This window comes from Enterobacter sp. AN-K1, assembly GCF_020971765.1.
GTDB classification, from domain to species: domain Bacteria; phylum Pseudomonadota; class Gammaproteobacteria; order Enterobacterales; family Enterobacteriaceae; genus Enterobacter; species Enterobacter hormaechei_C.
This window is the reverse complement of record NZ_CP087390.1, coordinates 4,497,696-4,515,609: the sequence shown is the minus strand read 5'-3', so window position 1 is coordinate 4,515,609 and position 17,914 is coordinate 4,497,696. Positions and strand designations below refer to the sequence as shown.

Here is a 17,914-nt window from a genome sequence, read left to right as displayed (position 1 = left end):
CGTGAGGTTCTTCACCCGTGAAGGAGAGGGTTACCCAGTAATTTGAAAGAAAAAGCTATAACGTTGCCTCAGAAAAACTGAGGGCTTTCAGCGATGCCCTAAGTGAACGGAATGACCACCAGAGCCGTATGTTCCCCCTCACCCCAGCCCTCTCCCTCAAGGGAGAGGGGGCCGTCTGTGCAGGCATTATTTTGTGGGAAACCCTCAGCCCGTGAAGGGTGAAGAAGATTTTCCGGTTAACGCTATTTTTTAAACAGTTCAGGCGCCCATGGCGTCGGGTCTACCTCCATAAAGGGCGCACGCTCAAAGCGGGGCTTAAGCGCCCAGGGCACCGTACAGTCGAAAATCGTTTTGCAGGTGATCCCGTTGCCACGAATGGAGGGGCTGTAGTCCGGGGCCTGAGACGGATCGAGCTGGTGTCCGCGGATCCCCGGCAGATGGGTGATGCTGACATCGCCCTGCATACGGGTGGTCATCGCCCACAGGATGTCGTCGCTGTCGAAAATATCCACATCTTCGTCGACGAGAATAATGTTTTTAAGCTCGGAATAGGTGGCTAACGCAATGAGTGCCGCCTGACCCTGACGCCCTTCGTCAGAGGGCTGGCGTTTTTTCACCTGCAATACGCCAAGAAACTTGCCGCCGCCAGCGGTATGCGCATAGACGTTTTGCAGAAAACCGGGGATGGCTTCTTCGACCGCATTACGGATACTGGCCTCCGTTGGCAAACCGGCCAGCGTGGTGTGCTCCTCGCCCGGTCCTACCAGGGTTTGCAGGATCGCCTGATGACGCATCGTGACGGCCTTCACTTTGATTACCGGTAAGGAGGGGTTAGCCTCCCCGCAGTAGCCGGGAAATTCCGGCATCGCGTGCCCGGTGTGGGTATGCTGATCTTCTTCTACACGCACGCCCGGCAGCAGTTCGCCTTCGATGATAATTTCCGCACGCGCTATCGCTTTTTCATTTACGGCCACACCCTGCACCAGCTCGACGGGGGTCTGACGTAACGCGCCGGCGACACCCAGCTCGTTGTAGCCGAAGGGCGTGGTAGGGGCTTCGAAACAGGCGCCAATATAGATAGCGGGATCGAGACCCATATTGATCGTGACCGGCAACGGTTTGCCCGCCTCCTCGGCTTTCTTACGGAACACTTCAATATGGCGGCCCGCGGCAAGAAACATGGAGAGCTCATCGCGCTCCTGCACGCAGAGACGGTGAATAGTGACATCGGTCAGTGAGGCATCTTCCGGATCGCTTGCCAGCACCAGCCCCAGACAGAAGAACGGACCGGCATCTATCGGCGTGTTGGTCGGTGCCGGAAGCAATTTACGCAGATCGAAGTCCGGATCGTCGGCATAAAACACCTGTTCCTGACACGGCGCCTGTGCCGCCGGAACCACAACGGGAGCAATCGGGTTTTTCACGGCCTGGCCGACATGTTTTGCCAGTTCAGAGGGCTCGCAGCCCAACAGGAGCGCCGCCCGCTCGCGGCTGGCGTGCATTCCGACCAGAATACGGGAGTCGGGATATCCCTTAATAGCGTTAAACATCATCGCCGGGCCAATGCGCGTCGGACGTTTTACCGTGCCGCCAGCACCAATATGCCGGTACACACCCGCCAGCTCCGCGTCAGGATCGACCGGATGGCTGGTTTCAAGGTATTGACCTTCATGGCGTTTGAGCAGTTCGATAGCACTTCTGAGATCGTTGATGTGGTTTTTCATATTTCCCTCCTCGGATGAAGGCTTCCATTCTTAACCGGACGAAGAGGGCTATCAATTGCATCATTTATGCTATTTTAATATGAATTTTATTATCAATAATAAAGGCATGGTATGCAGTTTCGACTGATGCGCAATTTCATCGTGGTGGCGGAAGAGCTTCACATGCATCGGGCGGCGGAGCGCCTTAACATGGCGCAGCCAGCGCTGAGCCAGCAGATAAAAACGCTTGAAGATCGTCTTGGGGTCTTGCTCTTTAGCCGGGCGAATCGTCGCCTGACGCTGACGCCAGCCGGTGAGGCATTTCTCAGTAAAGCCAGAGTCGCGATTTTAATGACCGATCAGGCGATTCTGGATGCCAGACAGACGGCCAGAGGGGAACAGGGCGTGCTGAATCTCGGATGTGTTTCAAGTGCGATATTCGACAGTAAGCTGCCCGCCGCGCTGCGGCTTTTACATGAGAAATGGCCCGCCATCAGCCTTTCCATGATGACGGGTAACGTGCAAACCCTTTATACCGGCGTGCAAAGCAACCAGCTGGATGTGGCCATTATTCGTGCCCCGTTACCGCTATTGCCTGACGATCTGCAAAGCCGTCCATTTACAACGGAAAAGGCCGTGCTGGCCTTACCTCGTCAACATAGCCTGGCGGGCTCCGCCGCGCTGACGCTTGCGTCGGTGAAAGAGGAGAAGTGGATCGCCCTGCGCGACCCGGAGGGGATGGGGCTGGAGCAATATTTCTATGATGCCTGCCACAGCGCGGGCATACAGCCTGACGTTGTGCAAAATGCCACCGATGTCCCCACGGTGATAAGTCTCGTCTCGGCAGGGTTTGGCATCGCCATGCTGCCGGCTTCAGCGAAGGCGATATGCGTACAAAACGTCGTCTTTGTGGATATTCTTGACCGACTCCGGGAGAGCGAGCTGACGCTGGTTTGCCACCGGATTATTCGCTCTGAGGTCCTGAAAAAATTGATGAGCATCCTCGATCATACCTGACGTCCGGCGGCCTGAAGAAGCTGTTCTCGCAGCCAGCGGTTAGCCGGATCCTGGCTGTTTTTCGGGTGCCAGTACATACCGATGACGATCGGCGGGAGATCCAGCGGCGGCGGAAAAATATCAAGCGTTTGCGTGAACCGTAGCAACATGCGTCTGGGTAGGGTGCAGAGCAAATCGGTACCGGCAACAATCGCAGGCGCCATCGCATAGCTTTGCGTCGACATCACCACGTTACGCTGGTGGCCAAGCCCCGCCAGATGCTGATCGACAAAGCCCGCGAACGGGTCGCCCTCGGATGAAACCACCAGGTGGGAAAGGCTGCAATAGCTTTCCAGATCCATCGGCCCCGTACCGCGCGGATGGCCTTTACGCTGGGCGGTGGCATATTCATCGTCAAACAGCTTGCGTCTGACCCATGCATCGTGCGCCCCCGCATTAACGCCGACATAAATATCCATATCGCCATTTTCCATCTGCGCTGGCAACAGCTGGGTTTCCGGGAGCGCAAAACGCAGGCGGATGCCTGGTGCTGCGCTGCTAATCTGATTCTGCAACTCTGCCCCCAGCATCAGCGCCGGGTTCTCGTGCAGGGCAATTACAAAGGTGCGGTTGCTGTCCTGCGCGTTGAACGTGGTGGGTTCAAGCATCGCCGATATACCCTGCAAAACCGTCGCGACCTGCGGCCTTAACGCCTCGGCGCGCGGCGTAGGTAACACCCCACGTCCGTGTGGGGAAGGGATAAACAGCGGCTCATTGAACAGGACGCGCAGGCGCGCAAGGCGGGCAGACATCGCCGGCTGGCTGATGCCCAGCCGCGCGGCCGCATGGGTGATATTCTGATCCCTGAGTAACGCATCCAGCGTCAGGATCAGGTCCATATCCATATCGGAGGAGGGCATCTTATTGTGCGTCATAGCTTGCTGCCGTTGTTCAACAGGGAAGGTTAGCCATTGCCAGAAAAGCAGTCACTGCATTACCTGGCTCCTGCATGCGGCTGATCATGACCAGATTTGCGGTCAACGCCTGAGCATACAGGTTGCGGTAAATCAGTCCGGGTATTTGCACCTGTTGCAGGGGGGCGGGAACCAGCGCCAGACCGAGCCCGGCTGCGGCAAATGCCAGAACGCTTAGCGTACTGTTTGAACGATGTGCCACGCAAAAACCATCCCCGAGCTGCTGCGCCAGCAGCACAGTCAGATTTTCATTGGCGTCATGCGCGTCGTACAGGACCAGGGGATGACCGGCGAGCATTTCAACGGAGAGGTGCGGATGGATGGCTAAGGGATGATCGTCACACATTGCGATTATCATCTCCCAGTTTCCGGTTTTCTGCACCCTGATCTGCGGATCGGCTGTCGTACTGTTATCCGGTGTATAACCGACATCAATATGCCCTGCGAGGATCGCAGCTACCTGTTTCTGGGGAGCGATTTCCTGAATGGTGACTTCTGCATCCGGATGGGTTTTACGGAAGCGACGTACATCGGTAATCATTTTGCCACTAAAAATGGCGTTACCGGCAAAACCGACCCGTACACGCCCTGTCTCTCCCCGTATCGCACGCTGGACTGCCAGACGCGTGTGTTCCATCTGTTCCAGCATCAGTCTGGCTTCGCTGAGAAGAAGCGATCCGGCCTCAGTAAGTTCCACACGACGGCTGGTGCGGATAAACAGCGGACCGCCTAACTCGGTTTCAAGGGCTTTAATCTGCATGCTGAGCGCAGGCTGAACAATATTGAGTCGCTCAGCCGCGCGTCCAAAATGCTCTTCTTCTGCAACAGCCAAAAAATAGCGTAAGTGCCGGAGTTCCATTGCCACCCTGACTCATCATTAAAAATGATTGTTTAGTAAAATATATATATTTGAGTATAAATCGCCTCACGTCCAAACTGAACGCATCAACTCAAACAGGAACCAAACAATGCAAACTCACCAACTGCAAGACCGTCAGGATCTTAACGACCTCATGAATGGCTGGATGCACCGCGACCTGGGCGAATGGGAGCAGCTGCGTAATCTTTTTCATCCGGACGGCACAATCGAAATTACGTGGTTCGAAGGGCTCGCGAGCGATTTTGTCGAGGGTTCCATGCGTATGGGCGCTTCAGATTTGCGCACAAAACATATGATTGGCTCGCCCGTCGTCACTTTTAACGACCGCGGCGACAAAGCGATTCTTGAAACCAATGCGATGATCATCGCTGAAAATATAAAACTTAATATTGGATGCGAATGCCACAATCGTTTCTACGATCTGGCAGAAAAGAGAGAGGGCGTATGGAAGCTGTTCCATCGTCAGAGCATCTACGACATGGGTATTTTCACCTTTCCGCTGGGCCCGGTTGAGATTGATTCAAAAATTGCTGCCAACTATCCGCGGGAATATGCCGCGCTAGCTTATCTGCTGGAACAAAGCGGTTTCCCCCTCGGCCGCGTATTTGCCACGCGTGACAGTGAACTAGAAGCGAATATGAAAGCGAACGCAAAAAAATGGCTGGCTGTCTGACAGGTTGAGCGCAGGGCCGGACAGATTTCGCCGGCTGGTTAATACCCGGCCGCGGGGCCCAGGGCGTGAGATAGCGGTCCCAGGCTGAAATATTTAGCCTGGGACGCAGAGACTCTCTTATTGGGCGTCCCGGTTGGTATAAGTCACCGGAACCCACGCGTAGCCTTCCCGCTCACCTTTCTTCACATACCCGATCCCGGGGAAAGGCAGATGTGGCGCCGCAATCAGATCTTTGTTTTTCACAAACTCAGCGAACGCTGCGTTGCGTACCCGGGCGGCTCCGTCCTGATCCTCATCGTAAGCAATCGTCACGTTGGGCTGTGGGAACTGAACTGCGGCAACGTGAATGATGTCGCCGACAAAGGTAATTTTTTCACCTTTGCTCTCCAGCGTGTAGAACGCGGACCCTGGGGTGTGGCCCGGGTGAACCGTACCGCTGATGCCCGGCAGAAGCTGTTCCGTCCCGGAGAAAGTCTTCACTTTTCCGGCATCCAGATAGGGCTTTAAGGTCTTGTGCGCGACGTCGAAGTAGTTCTGGTCATAGCCAGATTTTTTCTGGTTCTCGTCGTTAAAGAAGAAATCGATATCCGGTTTGCCGACATACACCTGTGCGCGGGTAAATACGCGCTGACCGTCTTTGACCAGGCCGCCTGCATGATCGGAGTGCGCGTGGGTAATCAGGATATCGGTGATGTCCTGCGGCCTGATACCCTGCGTCGCCAGGCTTTCAATCAGCCGCCCGCCTTTGCCAGGGCCAAAGAGCTGACCGGAACCGGTATCCACCAGAATTTTGTGGCCGGGCATAGCGATATAGAACGCGTTAATCGATGCTTCCACCGGATTGGCCTGGAAGTTTTTGGCCAGTAACGCATCGGTATTTTCCGCCGTCGTCCGGCGCAGTAAGGCGTGCAGGTCCTGCGGCACGCTGCCGTCCGTAAAGGCGGTGACAATCGTATCGCCAACCTGAACGCTGTAGCCGCTGGCCTGCTGTTTCACCACATGCTGCGGAACGCTGGCCACCGCGTGGATCGCGGGAAAGAATAAAACCGAACCGGTCAACAGGGTTGATAACGCAAGTTTTTTCACAGTAAACATGATGGGCTCCTCAATAGTAAGTTCATCATAGTTCAACTGAGATTTTTGAGAACAGCAGGGAAATGAATGTGACCTATCCATGAAATGGATAGGTCTGAGAGAATGCTTTACAGCACGCCGGTACCGCCGTCAGAGCACCATACTTGTCCGGAGGCGTATGAGCAGGTATCTGAGGCAAAAAGCACATACAGCGGTGCGATTTCAACCGGCTGGCCCGGTCTGCCCAGGGGCGTATCTTCCCCGAACTTCTGAACTTTGGACTGCGGCTGACCGCCGCTGGACTGAAGAGGCGTCCAGTATGGACCTGGCGCGACGGCATTCACCCGAATGCCACGCGGCCCCAGCTGCTGAGCCAGAGACTTGGTAAAGGCCACGTTACAGGCTTTGGTCTGCGCATAGTCCACCAGGATCGCGCTCGGTTTAAACGCCTGAACGGAAGTGGTGTTGATGATCACGGCGCCTTCCTGCAAATGGCGCAGCGCAGCTTTAGTGATCCAGAAGGGGGCATAGACGTTGGTTTTAAACGTCGCGTCGAAATCTGCCGTGGTGAGATCGTCGATCGATTCGCAGTACTGCTGGCGTCCGGCGTTGTTCACCAGGATATCCAGGCCACCCAGTTCTGCGACGGCTTTTTCCACCAGCGTATCGCAGAACGATTCCACGCGAATATCGCCGGGAATGGCGACCGCTTTACGGCCTTCGGCCCGAATCAACGCAATGACCGATGCCGCATCGGACTCCTCTTCCGGGAGATAGCCAATAGCCACATCTGCACCTTCACGGGCATAGGCGATCGCTACCGCGCGACCAATTCCGGAATCACCGCCGGTAATCAGCGCTTTTTTTCCTGCCAGTTTGCCTGATCCGATATAACTTGTTTCACCGTGATCCGGTATTGGCTTCATTTCCGATGCCAGCCCGGGGGCCCTTTGCGGTTGTTCAGCAAACGGTGGACGAGGGTAATGCAGCGTGTGATTATTTCCTGTAGACATACCGGCCTCCTTAATAGTGAATTCCAAGATTAGTCGTTAATTAAACGTAAGCGGGCAAAATTGACAAATTCAGACAAATCTATCTTCTGGTAGCGGATATAAAATATTTTCTCAAGCCAGCATGTAATACCAGAAAAGGGCGACCTCATCTTTTTCCGGCAGGGCGTTGTAAAGGTAGCGATCGTAACCGCCGAGAATAAACCCATAGTGACGATAGAACTGACAGGCAGAAACATTAACGTTCTGCGTCTCCAGCCGTAACCCGGGCGCATTGAGGCTTCGCGCCCAGACGTGGGTGGCGGACATCAGCTTGTGCGCCGCGCCCGTACGGCGTTTTGAACGCTCCACGGCAATGTAATCCACCGAAATAAATTTATTCCAGTTGCAGGACGCGGTAATAAAACCGGCGATTTCACCGTCATCCGTTTCGGCGATAAGAAATATTGAATCCGGATTAACGCAATGATTTTCCAGCGTCTGGAGATCAAGTTCATAGGTTTTAAGATAAGGTTCGGTCAGCGCCTCGATATGCAAATCACCATTGAGAAATGGCTCTCTTGCAATCTCATCAACCTTGAAAGAAAAATCACAACATTCAAGGCGGGCGAGGTCTGTACTTAATCCTTTTCGAATATGCATAGTGTTCCTTAAGTGGGAGTTATAAATAGATAATAGACGAAGCGGCATCCCCTGCTGGCATAACACTCTGTAGATCCTGGTCTAAGCTTGTATTTCGTTCCGCGTAAAAGGTGGTCATTCGAGGACAATGAATGGAATTCAGAACATGTCGCAGGCACTGGGGTGCTGAGTTTATTTCCGATGACGTTGTACGTTTTCGCGTCTGGGCAGAAGGGCAGAAAGATCTCACATTACGTTTAACCGATACCGACATTCCCATGGCGGCGGTGGGCGACGGTTGGTTTCAGATTGACGTGCCCGGCGTCAGACACGGTACGACTTATCAGTTTGTTTTACAGGATGGAATGGCGGTGCCGGATCCGGCCTCACGCGCGCAGCAGGCTGACGTCAACGGCCCGTCGGTGGTGATCGACCCGCGTCGCAGCCAGCCCACTCAGCGGGAATGGCAAGGACGACCGTGGGAAGAGACGGTGATCTACGAGCTGCATATCGGCACCTTCACCGGGGAAGGAACCTTCAGGGCGGCCATCGACAAACTGCCTTATCTGGCCGGGCTGGGTATTACGCAACTGGAAGTGATGCCCGTGTCCCAGTTCGGGGGCGCGCGCGGATGGGGGTATGACGGCGTACTGCTGTATGCCCCGCACTCGGCTTATGGCACACCGGATGATTTTCATGCCTTCATTGATGCCGCCCACGCGCTCGGGCTTTCCGTGGTGCTGGATATCGTACTCAACCACTTTGGCCCGGAAGGTAATTACCTGCCGTTGCTCTCGCCAGCGTTTTTCCATCGGGATCGTATGACCCCGTGGGGCAACGGTATTGCCTATGAGGTTGAGGCCGTCCGGCAATACATCGCCGAGGCGCCGTTATTCTGGCTCTCGGAGTATCATCTTGACGGTCTGCGCTTCGACGCCATCGACCAGATCCATGACGACGCTGAGACCCATATTCTTCCCGAGATAGCGCAACGGATCCGCGACGCATTTCCGGATCGGCATATCCATCTGACCACCGAAGACAGTCGCAACGTGATTTTCCTGCATCCGCGCGATGAGCATGGTCAGACGCCGCTTTTCACCGCCGAATGGAATGATGATTTTCACAACGCCGCGCATGTCTTCGCGACCGGGGAATCACACGCCTATTATCAGGATTTTGCCTTTGAGCCGGAGAAAAAACTGGCGCGGGCGCTGGCAGAGGGCTTTGTCTACCAGGGGGAAATCTCGCTTCAGACCGGAAAGTCGCGCGGGGTAGAGTGTCGCGAGCAACCTCCGCAGTTTTTTGTCGATTTTATTCAGAATCACGACCAGGTCGGCAACCGTGCCCAGGGGGAGAGACTTATCTCTCTGGCAGGCGCGGATAAAACGCGTGTGCTGTTCGCGGCGCTGCTTATGTCGCCCCATATTCCGCTGCTGTTTATGGGCGAGGAGTATGGCGAAACGCATCCGTTCCTCTTTTTCACCGACTTCCACGGCGACCTGGCGAAAGCCGTGCGGGAAGGGCGCGCGAAAGAGTTCACCGGCCATGCCGGGCACGATGAAACCGTACCGGACCCCAATGACGTAAATACCTTTATGCGGTCGAAGCTTGACTGGAACAAGGCAGACACGGAGGAAGGCAGGGCGTGGCTGCACGCTACGCGCGAACTGATTGCGCTGCGTCAGCGCTTTATCGTCCCGCTACTGAAACAGCGGGGCGCCGTGGAGGGTAACGTCCTGCATACGGCGCTCGGCATGGTTGCCGTGAGCTGGCGTTTCCCGTCCGGTACGCTGTCGCTGGCGCTGAATATCGGCAAAAAGCCGCTCGCCTTACCGAACCTGCCCGGAAAAACGATCTTTAGCTGGCCGGAGGCAGTCGATAACCTGCCGCCAAACAGCATTGTTGTTCGCTTAGCTGATGGAGAAGCAGCGCTATGATCCCTTCCTCTACTTACCGAATTCAGTTTCGCAACGGCATGACCTTCGATCGCGTGGTGGACCTGATTCCGTATATGAAAGACCTTGGAATTAGCCATCTTTACGCGTCGCCTGTTTTCACCGCAACCACGGATTCCACCCACGGCTATGACGTGACCGACCCCAACGAAATCGACCCGGCGATTGGCGGGCGGGAAGGGTTTGACCGCATGGCGGCAGCGCTGAAACAGGCGGGGATGGGGCTGATTCTGGATATCGTTCCTAACCATATGTCGACCTCGCTGGAAAACCGCTGGTGGCGCGATGTTATAGAACAAGGCAGGCAGAGCCGCTATGCGGCGTATTTTGATATCGACTGGTCCCGACCGCTGACGTTGCCGTTTCTTGGCGACACCTTTGAAGCCGAGCTGGAGCGGGGGGCTATCACCTTAAAACGTGACAGTGTCACCAACAGCGCAGCGCTGGTTTACTATGATACCGCCTATCCGCTTAATCCCGGCACGTATGCCGAAGGCAAGAGCATCGCTGAGATCCACGAGGCGCAAAGCTGGCGGCTGATGTCCTGGCGGGAAGCGCCGAAACAGCTTTCATGGCGGCGCTTTTTTGAAATCACCGGGCTGGTCGGCGTGCGGGTAGAGGATGAGGCGGTCTTCGCAGACACGCACCGCCTGATCCTTGAGCTTGTTCACGCCGGGGTTGTCGACGGCCTGCGCATTGACCATGTGGACGGGCTTGCCGATCCGCTGGGCTATTTGCAGCGCCTGCGTGCGGCGACCGGGCCGGATTGCTACATCACGGTAGAGAAGATCCTCGCCAAAGGGGAACAGCTTCCTCAGCAGTGGCCGGTCTCGGGTACTACGGGCTATGAGTTTATTGCCTCGCTGGCGGAAGTGCTGGTGGATGATACCAACCTCTCGCGACTGGAGACGCTCTACGACGAGACGCTGGGCACGACCGTGGACAGGCAGGCGGAACTTCGCAAAGCCAAAGGGCTGATGACCGATCGTAATTTTGAAGGTGAATTTACCACGCTGCTCAAAATCGCCAGCGAGCTGGCCGGGCATAACGGCGCCGAAGTGGAGCATGAGGATATCCGCCATGCCCTGCGCGAGCTGCTTATCGCGTTTCCGGTGTATCGCACCTACGGCACCGGAGAGGGGCTGACGCCACCGGATGTGGCGCTGCTCAGTCGCGTGGTCGCCAGCGTCGACACCTCTGAACCCGCGCTCAGCCTGATCGTGCGTATTCTCACCGGCGATCTGCCGGAGGATGACCACACGCTGGCCTCGCTTTTCCGCACCCGTTTTCAGCAACTGACCGGGCCGCTGATGGCGAAATCGGTAGAGGATACGCTGTTCTTTCGCCATAACCTGGAGCTGGCCCTGAACGAAGTCGGCGCCGACCCGACGCCGCGCGCGTTTTCACTTTCCCGTTTTCATCAGGAGATGCGTATTCGTCTTGCCCGCCAGCCCGATGCGCTGCTGGGAACCTCCACCCACGACACCAAACGCGGCGAGGATGCGCGAGCGCGACTATACACGCTGACGGAAGCGCCAGATCTGTGGGGGGAAAACCTGGCGCGCTGGCGCCAGATGAACCAGACGCAGGTTCGATTCCTCAACGACGGCACCGCGCCGAACGCCGCCGACACCTGGATGATCTTCCAGGCGCTGGCGGGCGTCTGGCCAGCCACGCTGTCGCCAGACGATCGTGATGGTCTTAAGTCACTGGAAGAGCGTTTCCTCGGCTTTATTGAGAAAGCCCTGCGCGAGGCCAAGCAGCGTACCGACTGGATCGACAGCAACGAAGGGTACGAGAGCGTGGTGCTGGACTACGTGCGCCATCTGCTCTCCCCGGATAACACCCTGTTCCTGCGTGATTTCAGTGCCGCACTCCAGCCGTTTATTCGGGCTGGGTTAATGAACAGCCTGAGCCAGACGGTGATCAAGCTGACTGCGCCAGGCGTACCGGACATCTACCAGGGCAGCGAAGGGCTTAACTTCAGCCTGGTCGACCCGGATAACCGCCGCGAACCGGATTTCACCGCGCTGGCGGAAAACCTCAGCGTAGCGGATGGAACCATTTTTAACGATGCGCAACGCTGGCGAGACGGCAGCGTGAAGCAGTACGTCACCGCCACGCTGTTACGGCTGCGGCCGCATTACCCCGCGCTTTTCCGCTACGGCGACTGGCTGCCGCTGAAGGTGACCGGCGAGCGGGAAGAGAATCTGATCGTTTATGCCCGCATAAAAGATGACGAGGCGCTGATCGTCGCCGTGCCGCGTCTGGTGTTTGACATCACCGACAATGCGATGCTGTGGGCCAATACTATGGTGGCCATACCCCAGGAGCTGGCCGGGAAGCACTACCGGGATCTGTTTACCGGTGAGCGTCGCCTTCTGCCAGAGACGCTGGATTTAACGTCTGAAAAGGGATGTTTGTTGGTTCTGCTTACCTGCGACTAATCGAGGAGAACAAAAATGCCAAAGGATACAACGTTTGAAATTCGGGCCGGTCATGGCCAGCAGTTGGGCGCAAATTATGACGGGAAAGGGGTGAACTTCGCTCTGTTTTCCGCCCACGCGGAGCGGGTAGAGCTGTGTCTGTTTGATCCTTCGGGAAAAACAGAAATAGCCCGCCTGGAACTGCCGGAATATACCCATGAGGTCTGGCACGGCTATGTGCCGGATCTGAAACCGGGGGCGCTGTATGGTTACCGTGTATATGGCCCTTACGATCCGGAGAACGGTCACCGCTTCAACCCCAATAAGCTGCTTATTGACCCCTATGCCCGTGAACTGGTGGGTGACATTGAGTGGAACGATGCCCACTTCGGCTATGAGCTGGGACACGATGAGCTGGATCTCAGCTTTGATACGCGAGACAGCGCGCCGTTTACGCCCAAATGTAAGGTCATCGACCCCAATGCCGTCGACTGGCAAGACTCCCGCCGACCCGATATCCCGTGGCCGCATACCGTGGTTTATGAGAGCCACGTAAAAGGCTTTACCCAGCTTAACCCGGCTATTCCGCCTGAACTGCGCGGTACGTTTGAGGGGATGGGGCATAAAGCGTCGGTGGAGTACATCAAAAGCCTCGGGATTACCTCGGTCGAGCTGCTGCCGGTTCACTGGTTCCCTGACGATCAGCACCTGCTCGATCGCGGCCTGAAAAACTTCTGGGGCTATAACTCGCTCGGTTTCTTTGCGCCAGCGTCCCGCTATTACGGCCCGGCGGGGATCCAGGGTTTCCGCGACATGGTGCGTGCCTATCATGACGCGGGCATCGAGGTGATCCTCGACGTGGTCTATAACCACACGGCGGAGGGCAACGAGCTGGGGCCAACCCTGTCGTTTAAGGGAATTGATAACTTCTGTTATTACCGCACCATGCCGGATCAGCACCGGTATTACATCAACGACACCGGCACCGGGAACACCGTTAATACTTCACACCCGCGCGTATTGCAGATGGTCATGGACTCCCTGCGATACTGGGCAGAATCGATGCAGATTGACGGTTTCCGCTTTGACCTCGGGACCATTCTCGGACGTGAGCCGGAGGGGTTCGATCCGCGCGGCGGCTTCTTCGATGCCGTGACCCAGGATCCGGTGCTGTCGAAGCTGAAGCTCATCGGTGAGCCGTGGGATATCGGCCCCGGCGGGTATCAGGTGGGAGGCTTCCCGCCTGGCTGGGGTGAGTGGAACGACAAATACCGCGATACGGTACGTGAATACTGGAAGGGGGATAACGTCTCTAACGATTTTGCCGCCCGTCTGTTAGGGTCCGGTGATTTGTACGATCTGCGCGGGCGTCGTCCGTGGGCCAGCGTCAATTTTATTACCGCGCATGACGGCTTCACGCTGAACGACCTGGTGTCGTACAACGAGAAACATAACGCCGATAACGGGGAAGATAATAACGACGGACATAACGATAACCGGTCGTATAACTACGGCGAAGAAGGGCCGACGGAGAACCCGGATATCATCGCCACCCGCGAGCGGCAAAAGCGCAACTTCCTCACCACGCTCTTCTTCTCGCACGGTACGCCGATGCTGCTGGCAGGGGATGAGTTTGGCCGGACGCAAAAGGGCAATAATAACGGCTACTGTCAGGACAGCGAGATCTCCTGGGTAAACTGGAAAGGGCTCTCTGAAAACGACGAGAAGCTGCGCGACTTTACCCGTCGGTTGATTGCCCTGCGCGCGACGCAGCCGCTGCTGCGACGTGAGAACTGGCGCGACGGGCTGGAGATCCGCTGGTTTAACGCCGGCGGCGGACCGCAGCAGTCGGAACAATGGGACGAGGGCTCCACCCTTGGTCTTGCCATCAGCCGCCCGGATCTTAAGCAGGAAGAGGGCGTCTGGCACGACGTGCTGATGCTGTTTAACCCGTTTGAAGGTACGGTGCCATTCCAGATCCCGCAGTTTGGTGAAGGGGGTTGGGTGCTGGAGCTTTCGACGGCGGATGAGGCCCCCACAGGGGAAATCATCACGGAATCCGTCGATTATGAACTGGCCGGGCGGAGTATGACGCTTTTCCGCCGTCCTTAAAGCGAGGCCGCCGCGCGTGCGGCGGTATCATACAGGGAGGAGATCGCGCGGAGTAACTGCGCGGTCTCGCCAATTGATGCTCCCGGAATGCCGCTTTCCGCATGAATGTTGATCAGGCAGGCCTCCCGCACCTCCCGGTACTTCATGCACAGCGCTTTTCCCTCCTCCGTGGTGGAGAAAAAAAGCTCTTTTCCGGCTTTCTCGCTGGTGACATATCCCGCCTTGACCAGCTTTTTCAGCGCATACGTCACCACGTGGGTATCTTCCACGTTCAGCACAAAGCAGATGTCGGCCAGCTTTTTCTTGCGGTTGCGGTGATTCACGTGGTGCAGAAGCGAAACGTCAAAGGCCCCCATATCCGGTTCACCCGCTGCGGTCATGCAGCGCACCATCCATTTGTTAAACGCATTGCTGGTCATGATCAGCGCATATTCCAGCTCTGATAATTCAGCACACCGCTCTGAGACGAGATGACGGGAGGAGACGATTCGCCCGTCCGCAATATCGTCGTGGTTTAACGCTGTCGTCTTTTTCTTTACTGTCATAACAATCCTTCCCCCGAAATGTAAACCCGTCGATAAAATAAGAACATTTTATTGATAAATTGTTTACATGTTTTTGACGTTCAGATATAGCTTTTTAGTGCAGGTTCTGTGGAGCCTGACGCAAAACACAACATCGCGCGCCGTAATGCACCGGCTTCGCTCTGCTGCGAAGTATAAAAAATAGCCGTCGGCGCGCAACGCTCACTTTGGATAGGGTAACGTTTATGGACAGTTCTACACTGTTGCCACTTATCGGGATTCCGGTGGTGGTTATTGGTTTTGCACTGCGTTTCAACCCGCTGCTGGTTGTCGTGGTGGCGGGGCTGGCGACGGGCCTGCTGGTTGGCATGGATTTCGGTATGCTGCTGGAAACCTTTGGCGAAAAGTTCGTGAATAGCCGATCGCTTGCCACCTTCATTCTGATCCTGCCGGTGATTGGCCTGCTGGAGTATTACGGGCTGAAAGAGCGCGCCCAGGCCTGGGTCGCGAAGATCGCCAGCGCCACCTCGGCGCGTATCCTGATGCTCTACTTTGTCGCCCGCGAAGGGACGGCTGCGCTGGGCCTGATGTCCCTTGGCGGCCACGCGCAAACGGTGCGTCCGCTGCTGGCGCCGATGGCGGAAGGGGCGGCCCTGAATGAATACGGCGAACTGCCGCAGACTATCCGCGACAAAATCAAAGCCCATGCCGCCGCGTGTGACAATATCGCGGTTTTCTTTGGGGAAGATATCTTTATCGCCTTTGGCGCGGTACTGCTGATTGATGCGTTCCTGAAAGAGAACGGGATCGAGGGGATCGAACCGCTGCATATCGGCCTGTGGGCCATTCCGACCGCTATTGCGGCACTGATCATCCATATGACGCGTCTGCTGCGCCTCGACGCCAGCATTCGTCGCGACGTGATGGCCTGGAAAGCAGAGCAGGGTACGCAGGAGATCGCACCATGATGACCCTCATCACCATTAACCGCGTGTATTACCTGATCGGCTTCGTCGTGATGCTGCTGGTTGTGATGACCCTTCGCGACCGCGCTAACCCGAAACGCTATACCACGGCGCTGTTCTGGTTTCTGTTCGGCGGGATCTTCCTGTTTGGCGATCTGATGGTGCAGGAGCTGGGTAAGTCGCTGGCGTATCGCATTATTGGCGGCGCCGTTATCGTGATTGCGCTGCTGGCCGGTTTCGGGCTGGTCGGGAAGGGGCACTATAAAATGTCCACCGAGGAGGAGCGTGTTGCCTCGTCGAACCGGCTGAAAAACTGGCTGTTTTTACCGGCACTGATGATCCCCGTGGTAACGGTCATCGGGACGCTGTTTCTGAAAGGCGTGTCGATTGGCGGCGTTTATCTGCTCGACCAGAAACAGCTTACGCTGGCGGCGCTGTGCGTGGCCTGCGTGGCGGCTATCCTTACCGGCTGGTGGCTGACAAAAGGTACGCCGCTGCATGCGGTGCGTCAGTCGCGTCGGCTGGTCGATACCATTGGCTGGGCGGTGATCCTGCCGCAGATGCTCGCTATGCTCGGCGGGGTGTTTGTGGTGGCGAATACCGGCGAATCGGTACAAAAGGTGGTCAGCCTGTTTGTGAACCCGGACAGCCGCTTCATGCTGGTGGTGATTTACTGCGTGGGGATGGCGCTGTTTACCATGATCATGGGTAATGCCTTCGCAGCCTTCCCGGTGTTAAGCGCCGGTATCGCTCTGCCATTCCTGATTAACGTCCATCACGGTAACCCGGCGCCGCTGCTGGCTATCGGTATGTACGCAGGCTATTGCGGCACGCTGATGACGCCGATGGCCGCCAACTTCAACATTGTGCCCGCCGCGCTGCTGGAGCTAAAAGACAAATATCAGGTTATCAAGATCCAGATCCCGACCGCGTTAACCCTGCTGGTGGTGAACGTGTTCTTAATGTATTTCCTCGTGTTTCGCTAAGGAGCTGCAATGGAATTAACGCAACATCAGGCTGACGCCTTCGCCAGAATGCCGTTGACCTATTTACGTCAGGAATACCCGAACCACATTATGCATCTGCTCAACGATGACGGCGACGTTTTGCCGCCTCGCGAGCTGCACCCGATCTTTTACGGCTGTTTTGACTGGCACTCTGCGGTGCACGGCTACTGGCTGCTGCTGCGCTGTCTGCGTCTCTGGCCCGAACTGCCGTGCCGGGAAGAGATCATCACTCTGTTCGAAGAACACCTGATCGACGAGAAGGTGGCGAAGGAGCTGGCCTATTTTACCGCGCCGTTCCGCGCGTCGTTTGAGCGGCCTTATGGCTACGGCTGGCTGCTGGCGCTGGCGCAGGAGCTGAAACAGTCGTCACTGCCACAGGCGGAGCGCTGGTACCAGACGCTGCAACCGTTAACGCGGGATATTCGCCAGCGGCTGGTGGATTACCTCAGCAAGCTCACCTATCCCATCCGCGTCGGAACACATTACAACACGGCGTTTGCGCTCGCGCTGGGGCTGGATTATGCCCGGGCGGTGACGGATGACGGGCTTGAACAGGCGATCCTGGACGCGGCGACGCGCTTTTATCATACGGACACGCAATATCCGGCGCATTATGAGCCGGGCGGCGACGAGTATATCTCCGGGGCGCTGACCGAGGCGTTACTGATGAGTAAGGTGGTAGAGAATTTCCCGGCCTGGTTCGATGCGTTTCTGCCTGAAGTGGGTGCCGTTTCAGCGCTGATGAACCCGGCTGAGGTAAGCGACCGCACCGACCCGAAAATCGCACATCTGGACGGGCTTAACCTCAGCCGCGCGTGGTGTATGAAGCACATTGCCCGCGCTTTGCCGGAAAACCACCCGGCGCAACAGGCGTTACAGGATGCCGTTGCGCGCCATCTCTCGGCAAGCGTGGAGCATGTTGTCGGCAGTCACTACAGCGGCGGCCACTGGCTGGCGAGTTTTGCGCTGCTGGCGCTGGAGTAGCGCTTAG

The 17,914-nt window shown here is 56.6% G+C and carries 15 protein-coding genes; 8 read left to right on the top strand and 7 right to left on the bottom strand.

Translation table 11 applies throughout. The features are described 5' to 3' along the window. Positions 1-242 precede the first annotated feature (242 nt). Entirely contained in the window at positions 243-1,724 is a 1,482-nt protein-coding gene (locus LOC22_RS21410; protein ID WP_045142146.1) for a UbiD family decarboxylase, read from the bottom strand. Between the two features lie 111 nt (positions 1,725-1,835). Between LOC22_RS21410 and LOC22_RS21405 the strand changes: the two genes are divergently transcribed. Further along, positions 1,836-2,720 carry a LysR substrate-binding domain-containing protein gene (locus LOC22_RS21405; protein WP_017382331.1) on the top strand — a complete coding sequence of 295 codons (885 nt, stop codon included), beginning with the start codon at positions 1,836-1,838 and terminating at the stop codon, positions 2,718-2,720. On the opposite strand, the gene LOC22_RS21400 is transcribed toward LOC22_RS21405, so the two are convergent. After that, on the bottom strand, positions 2,711-3,634 hold the full coding sequence (locus LOC22_RS21400; protein WP_045906681.1) for a LysR family transcriptional regulator: 924 nt from the start codon (positions 3,632-3,634) through the stop codon (positions 2,711-2,713). The genes LOC22_RS21405 and LOC22_RS21400 overlap by 10 nt on opposite strands. 16 nt (positions 3,635-3,650) lie before the next feature. Then, complete coding sequence (locus LOC22_RS21395; protein WP_045906682.1) at positions 3,651-4,532, bottom strand: LysR substrate-binding domain-containing protein; 882 nt, start codon at positions 4,530-4,532, stop codon at positions 3,651-3,653. Between the two features lie 109 nt (positions 4,533-4,641). On the opposite strand from LOC22_RS21395, the gene LOC22_RS21390 reads away from it, so the two are divergent. Then, positions 4,642-5,226, top strand: coding sequence for a nuclear transport factor 2 family protein (locus tag LOC22_RS21390; protein WP_015570507.1), 585 nt, complete (start codon positions 4,642-4,644; stop codon positions 5,224-5,226). 117 nt (positions 5,227-5,343) lie between these two features. Here LOC22_RS21390 and LOC22_RS21385 read toward each other — a convergent pair whose 3' ends face one another. From LOC22_RS21385 to LOC22_RS21375, 3 genes are all read right to left on the bottom strand, one after another. Next, positions 5,344-6,321 (bottom strand): MBL fold metallo-hydrolase, encoded by a 978-nt coding sequence (locus LOC22_RS21385; RefSeq protein ID WP_230239191.1) that lies wholly within the window; start codon positions 6,319-6,321, stop codon positions 5,344-5,346. Positions 6,322-6,428: 107 nt separating this feature from the next. Beyond that, positions 6,429-7,313, bottom strand: a complete 885-nt coding sequence (locus tag LOC22_RS21380; protein WP_017382335.1) for an SDR family oxidoreductase — start codon at positions 7,311-7,313, stop codon at positions 6,429-6,431. A 111-nt stretch (positions 7,314-7,424) separates the two neighbouring features. Then, positions 7,425-7,952, bottom strand: a complete 528-nt coding sequence (locus LOC22_RS21375; RefSeq protein ID WP_032653615.1) for a GNAT family N-acetyltransferase — start codon at positions 7,950-7,952, stop codon at positions 7,425-7,427. 131 nt (positions 7,953-8,083) lie between these two features. Between LOC22_RS21375 and treZ the strand changes: the two genes are divergently transcribed. From treZ to glgX, 3 genes are read left to right on the top strand one after another with little or no spacing between them, the layout of a single operon-like run. After that, entirely contained in the window at positions 8,084-9,871 is a 1,788-nt protein-coding gene (treZ, locus tag LOC22_RS21370; RefSeq protein WP_040117661.1) for a malto-oligosyltrehalose trehalohydrolase, read from the top strand. After that, positions 9,868-12,336: a malto-oligosyltrehalose synthase gene (treY, locus tag LOC22_RS21365; RefSeq protein WP_230239190.1), complete on the top strand. Its 2,469-nt coding sequence runs from the start codon at positions 9,868-9,870 to the stop codon at positions 12,334-12,336. Before treZ ends, treY begins: the two co-directional genes overlap by 4 nt. Positions 12,337-12,351: 15 nt before the next feature. Beyond that, the gene (glgX, locus tag LOC22_RS21360) at positions 12,352-14,427 is read left to right on the top strand and encodes a glycogen debranching protein GlgX (protein ID WP_045348253.1); all 2,076 of its coding nucleotides are present in this window, start codon (positions 12,352-12,354) and stop codon (positions 14,425-14,427) included. On the opposite strand, the gene LOC22_RS21355 is transcribed toward glgX, so the two are convergent. Next, the gene (locus tag LOC22_RS21355; protein ID WP_003857118.1) at positions 14,424-14,972 is read right to left on the bottom strand and encodes a winged helix DNA-binding protein; all 549 of its coding nucleotides are present in this window, start codon (positions 14,970-14,972) and stop codon (positions 14,424-14,426) included. The genes glgX and LOC22_RS21355 overlap by 4 nt on opposite strands. Positions 14,973-15,196: 224 nt before the next feature. Between LOC22_RS21355 and LOC22_RS21350 the strand changes: the two genes are divergently transcribed. From LOC22_RS21350 to LOC22_RS21340, 3 genes are read left to right on the top strand one after another with little or no spacing between them, the layout of a single operon-like run. Then, on the top strand, positions 15,197-15,919 hold the full coding sequence (locus LOC22_RS21350) for a DUF969 domain-containing protein (protein ID WP_003857121.1): 723 nt from the start codon (positions 15,197-15,199) through the stop codon (positions 15,917-15,919). After that, positions 15,916-16,902, top strand: a complete 987-nt coding sequence (locus tag LOC22_RS21345; protein WP_017382341.1) for a DUF979 domain-containing protein — start codon at positions 15,916-15,918, stop codon at positions 16,900-16,902. Before LOC22_RS21350 ends, LOC22_RS21345 begins: the two co-directional genes overlap by 4 nt. A gap of 9 nt (positions 16,903-16,911) precedes the next feature. Continuing rightward, positions 16,912-17,907, top strand: a complete 996-nt coding sequence (locus LOC22_RS21340) for a DUF2891 domain-containing protein (protein ID WP_017382342.1) — start codon at positions 16,912-16,914, stop codon at positions 17,905-17,907. Positions 17,908-17,914 lie beyond the last annotated feature (7 nt).

What these genes read in the sequence shown, in the direction of transcription:
- LOC22_RS21340 (WP_017382342.1), top strand. Translation starts at nt 16,912, where the DNA reads ATGGAATTAACGCAACATCAGGCTGACGCCTTCGCCAGAATGCCGTTG.
- treY (WP_230239190.1), top strand. Translation starts at nt 9,868, where the DNA reads ATGATCCCTTCCTCTACTTACCGAATTCAGTTTCGCAACGGCATGACC.
- LOC22_RS21405 (WP_017382331.1), top strand. Translation starts at nt 1,836, where the DNA reads ATGCAGTTTCGACTGATGCGCAATTTCATCGTGGTGGCGGAAGAGCTT.
- LOC22_RS21400 (WP_045906681.1), bottom strand. Translation starts at nt 3,634, where the DNA reads ATGACGCACAATAAGATGCCCTCCTCCGATATGGATATGGACCTGATC.
- LOC22_RS21395 (WP_045906682.1), bottom strand. Translation starts at nt 4,532, where the DNA reads ATGGAACTCCGGCACTTACGCTATTTTTTGGCTGTTGCAGAAGAAGAG.
- LOC22_RS21385 (WP_230239191.1), bottom strand. Translation starts at nt 6,321, where the DNA reads ATGTTTACTGTGAAAAAACTTGCGTTATCAACCCTGTTGACCGGTTCG.
- treZ (WP_040117661.1), top strand. Translation starts at nt 8,084, where the DNA reads ATGGAATTCAGAACATGTCGCAGGCACTGGGGTGCTGAGTTTATTTCC.
- LOC22_RS21355 (WP_003857118.1), bottom strand. Translation starts at nt 14,972, where the DNA reads ATGACAGTAAAGAAAAAGACGACAGCGTTAAACCACGACGATATTGCG.
- LOC22_RS21390 (WP_015570507.1), top strand. Translation starts at nt 4,642, where the DNA reads ATGCAAACTCACCAACTGCAAGACCGTCAGGATCTTAACGACCTCATG.
- glgX (WP_045348253.1), top strand. Translation starts at nt 12,352, where the DNA reads ATGCCAAAGGATACAACGTTTGAAATTCGGGCCGGTCATGGCCAGCAG.
- LOC22_RS21345 (WP_017382341.1), top strand. Translation starts at nt 15,916, where the DNA reads ATGATGACCCTCATCACCATTAACCGCGTGTATTACCTGATCGGCTTC.
- LOC22_RS21350 (WP_003857121.1), top strand. Translation starts at nt 15,197, where the DNA reads ATGGACAGTTCTACACTGTTGCCACTTATCGGGATTCCGGTGGTGGTT.
- LOC22_RS21410 (WP_045142146.1), bottom strand. Translation starts at nt 1,724, where the DNA reads ATGAAAAACCACATCAACGATCTCAGAAGTGCTATCGAACTGCTCAAA.
- LOC22_RS21380 (WP_017382335.1), bottom strand. Translation starts at nt 7,313, where the DNA reads ATGTCTACAGGAAATAATCACACGCTGCATTACCCTCGTCCACCGTTT.
- LOC22_RS21375 (WP_032653615.1), bottom strand. Translation starts at nt 7,952, where the DNA reads ATGCATATTCGAAAAGGATTAAGTACAGACCTCGCCCGCCTTGAATGT.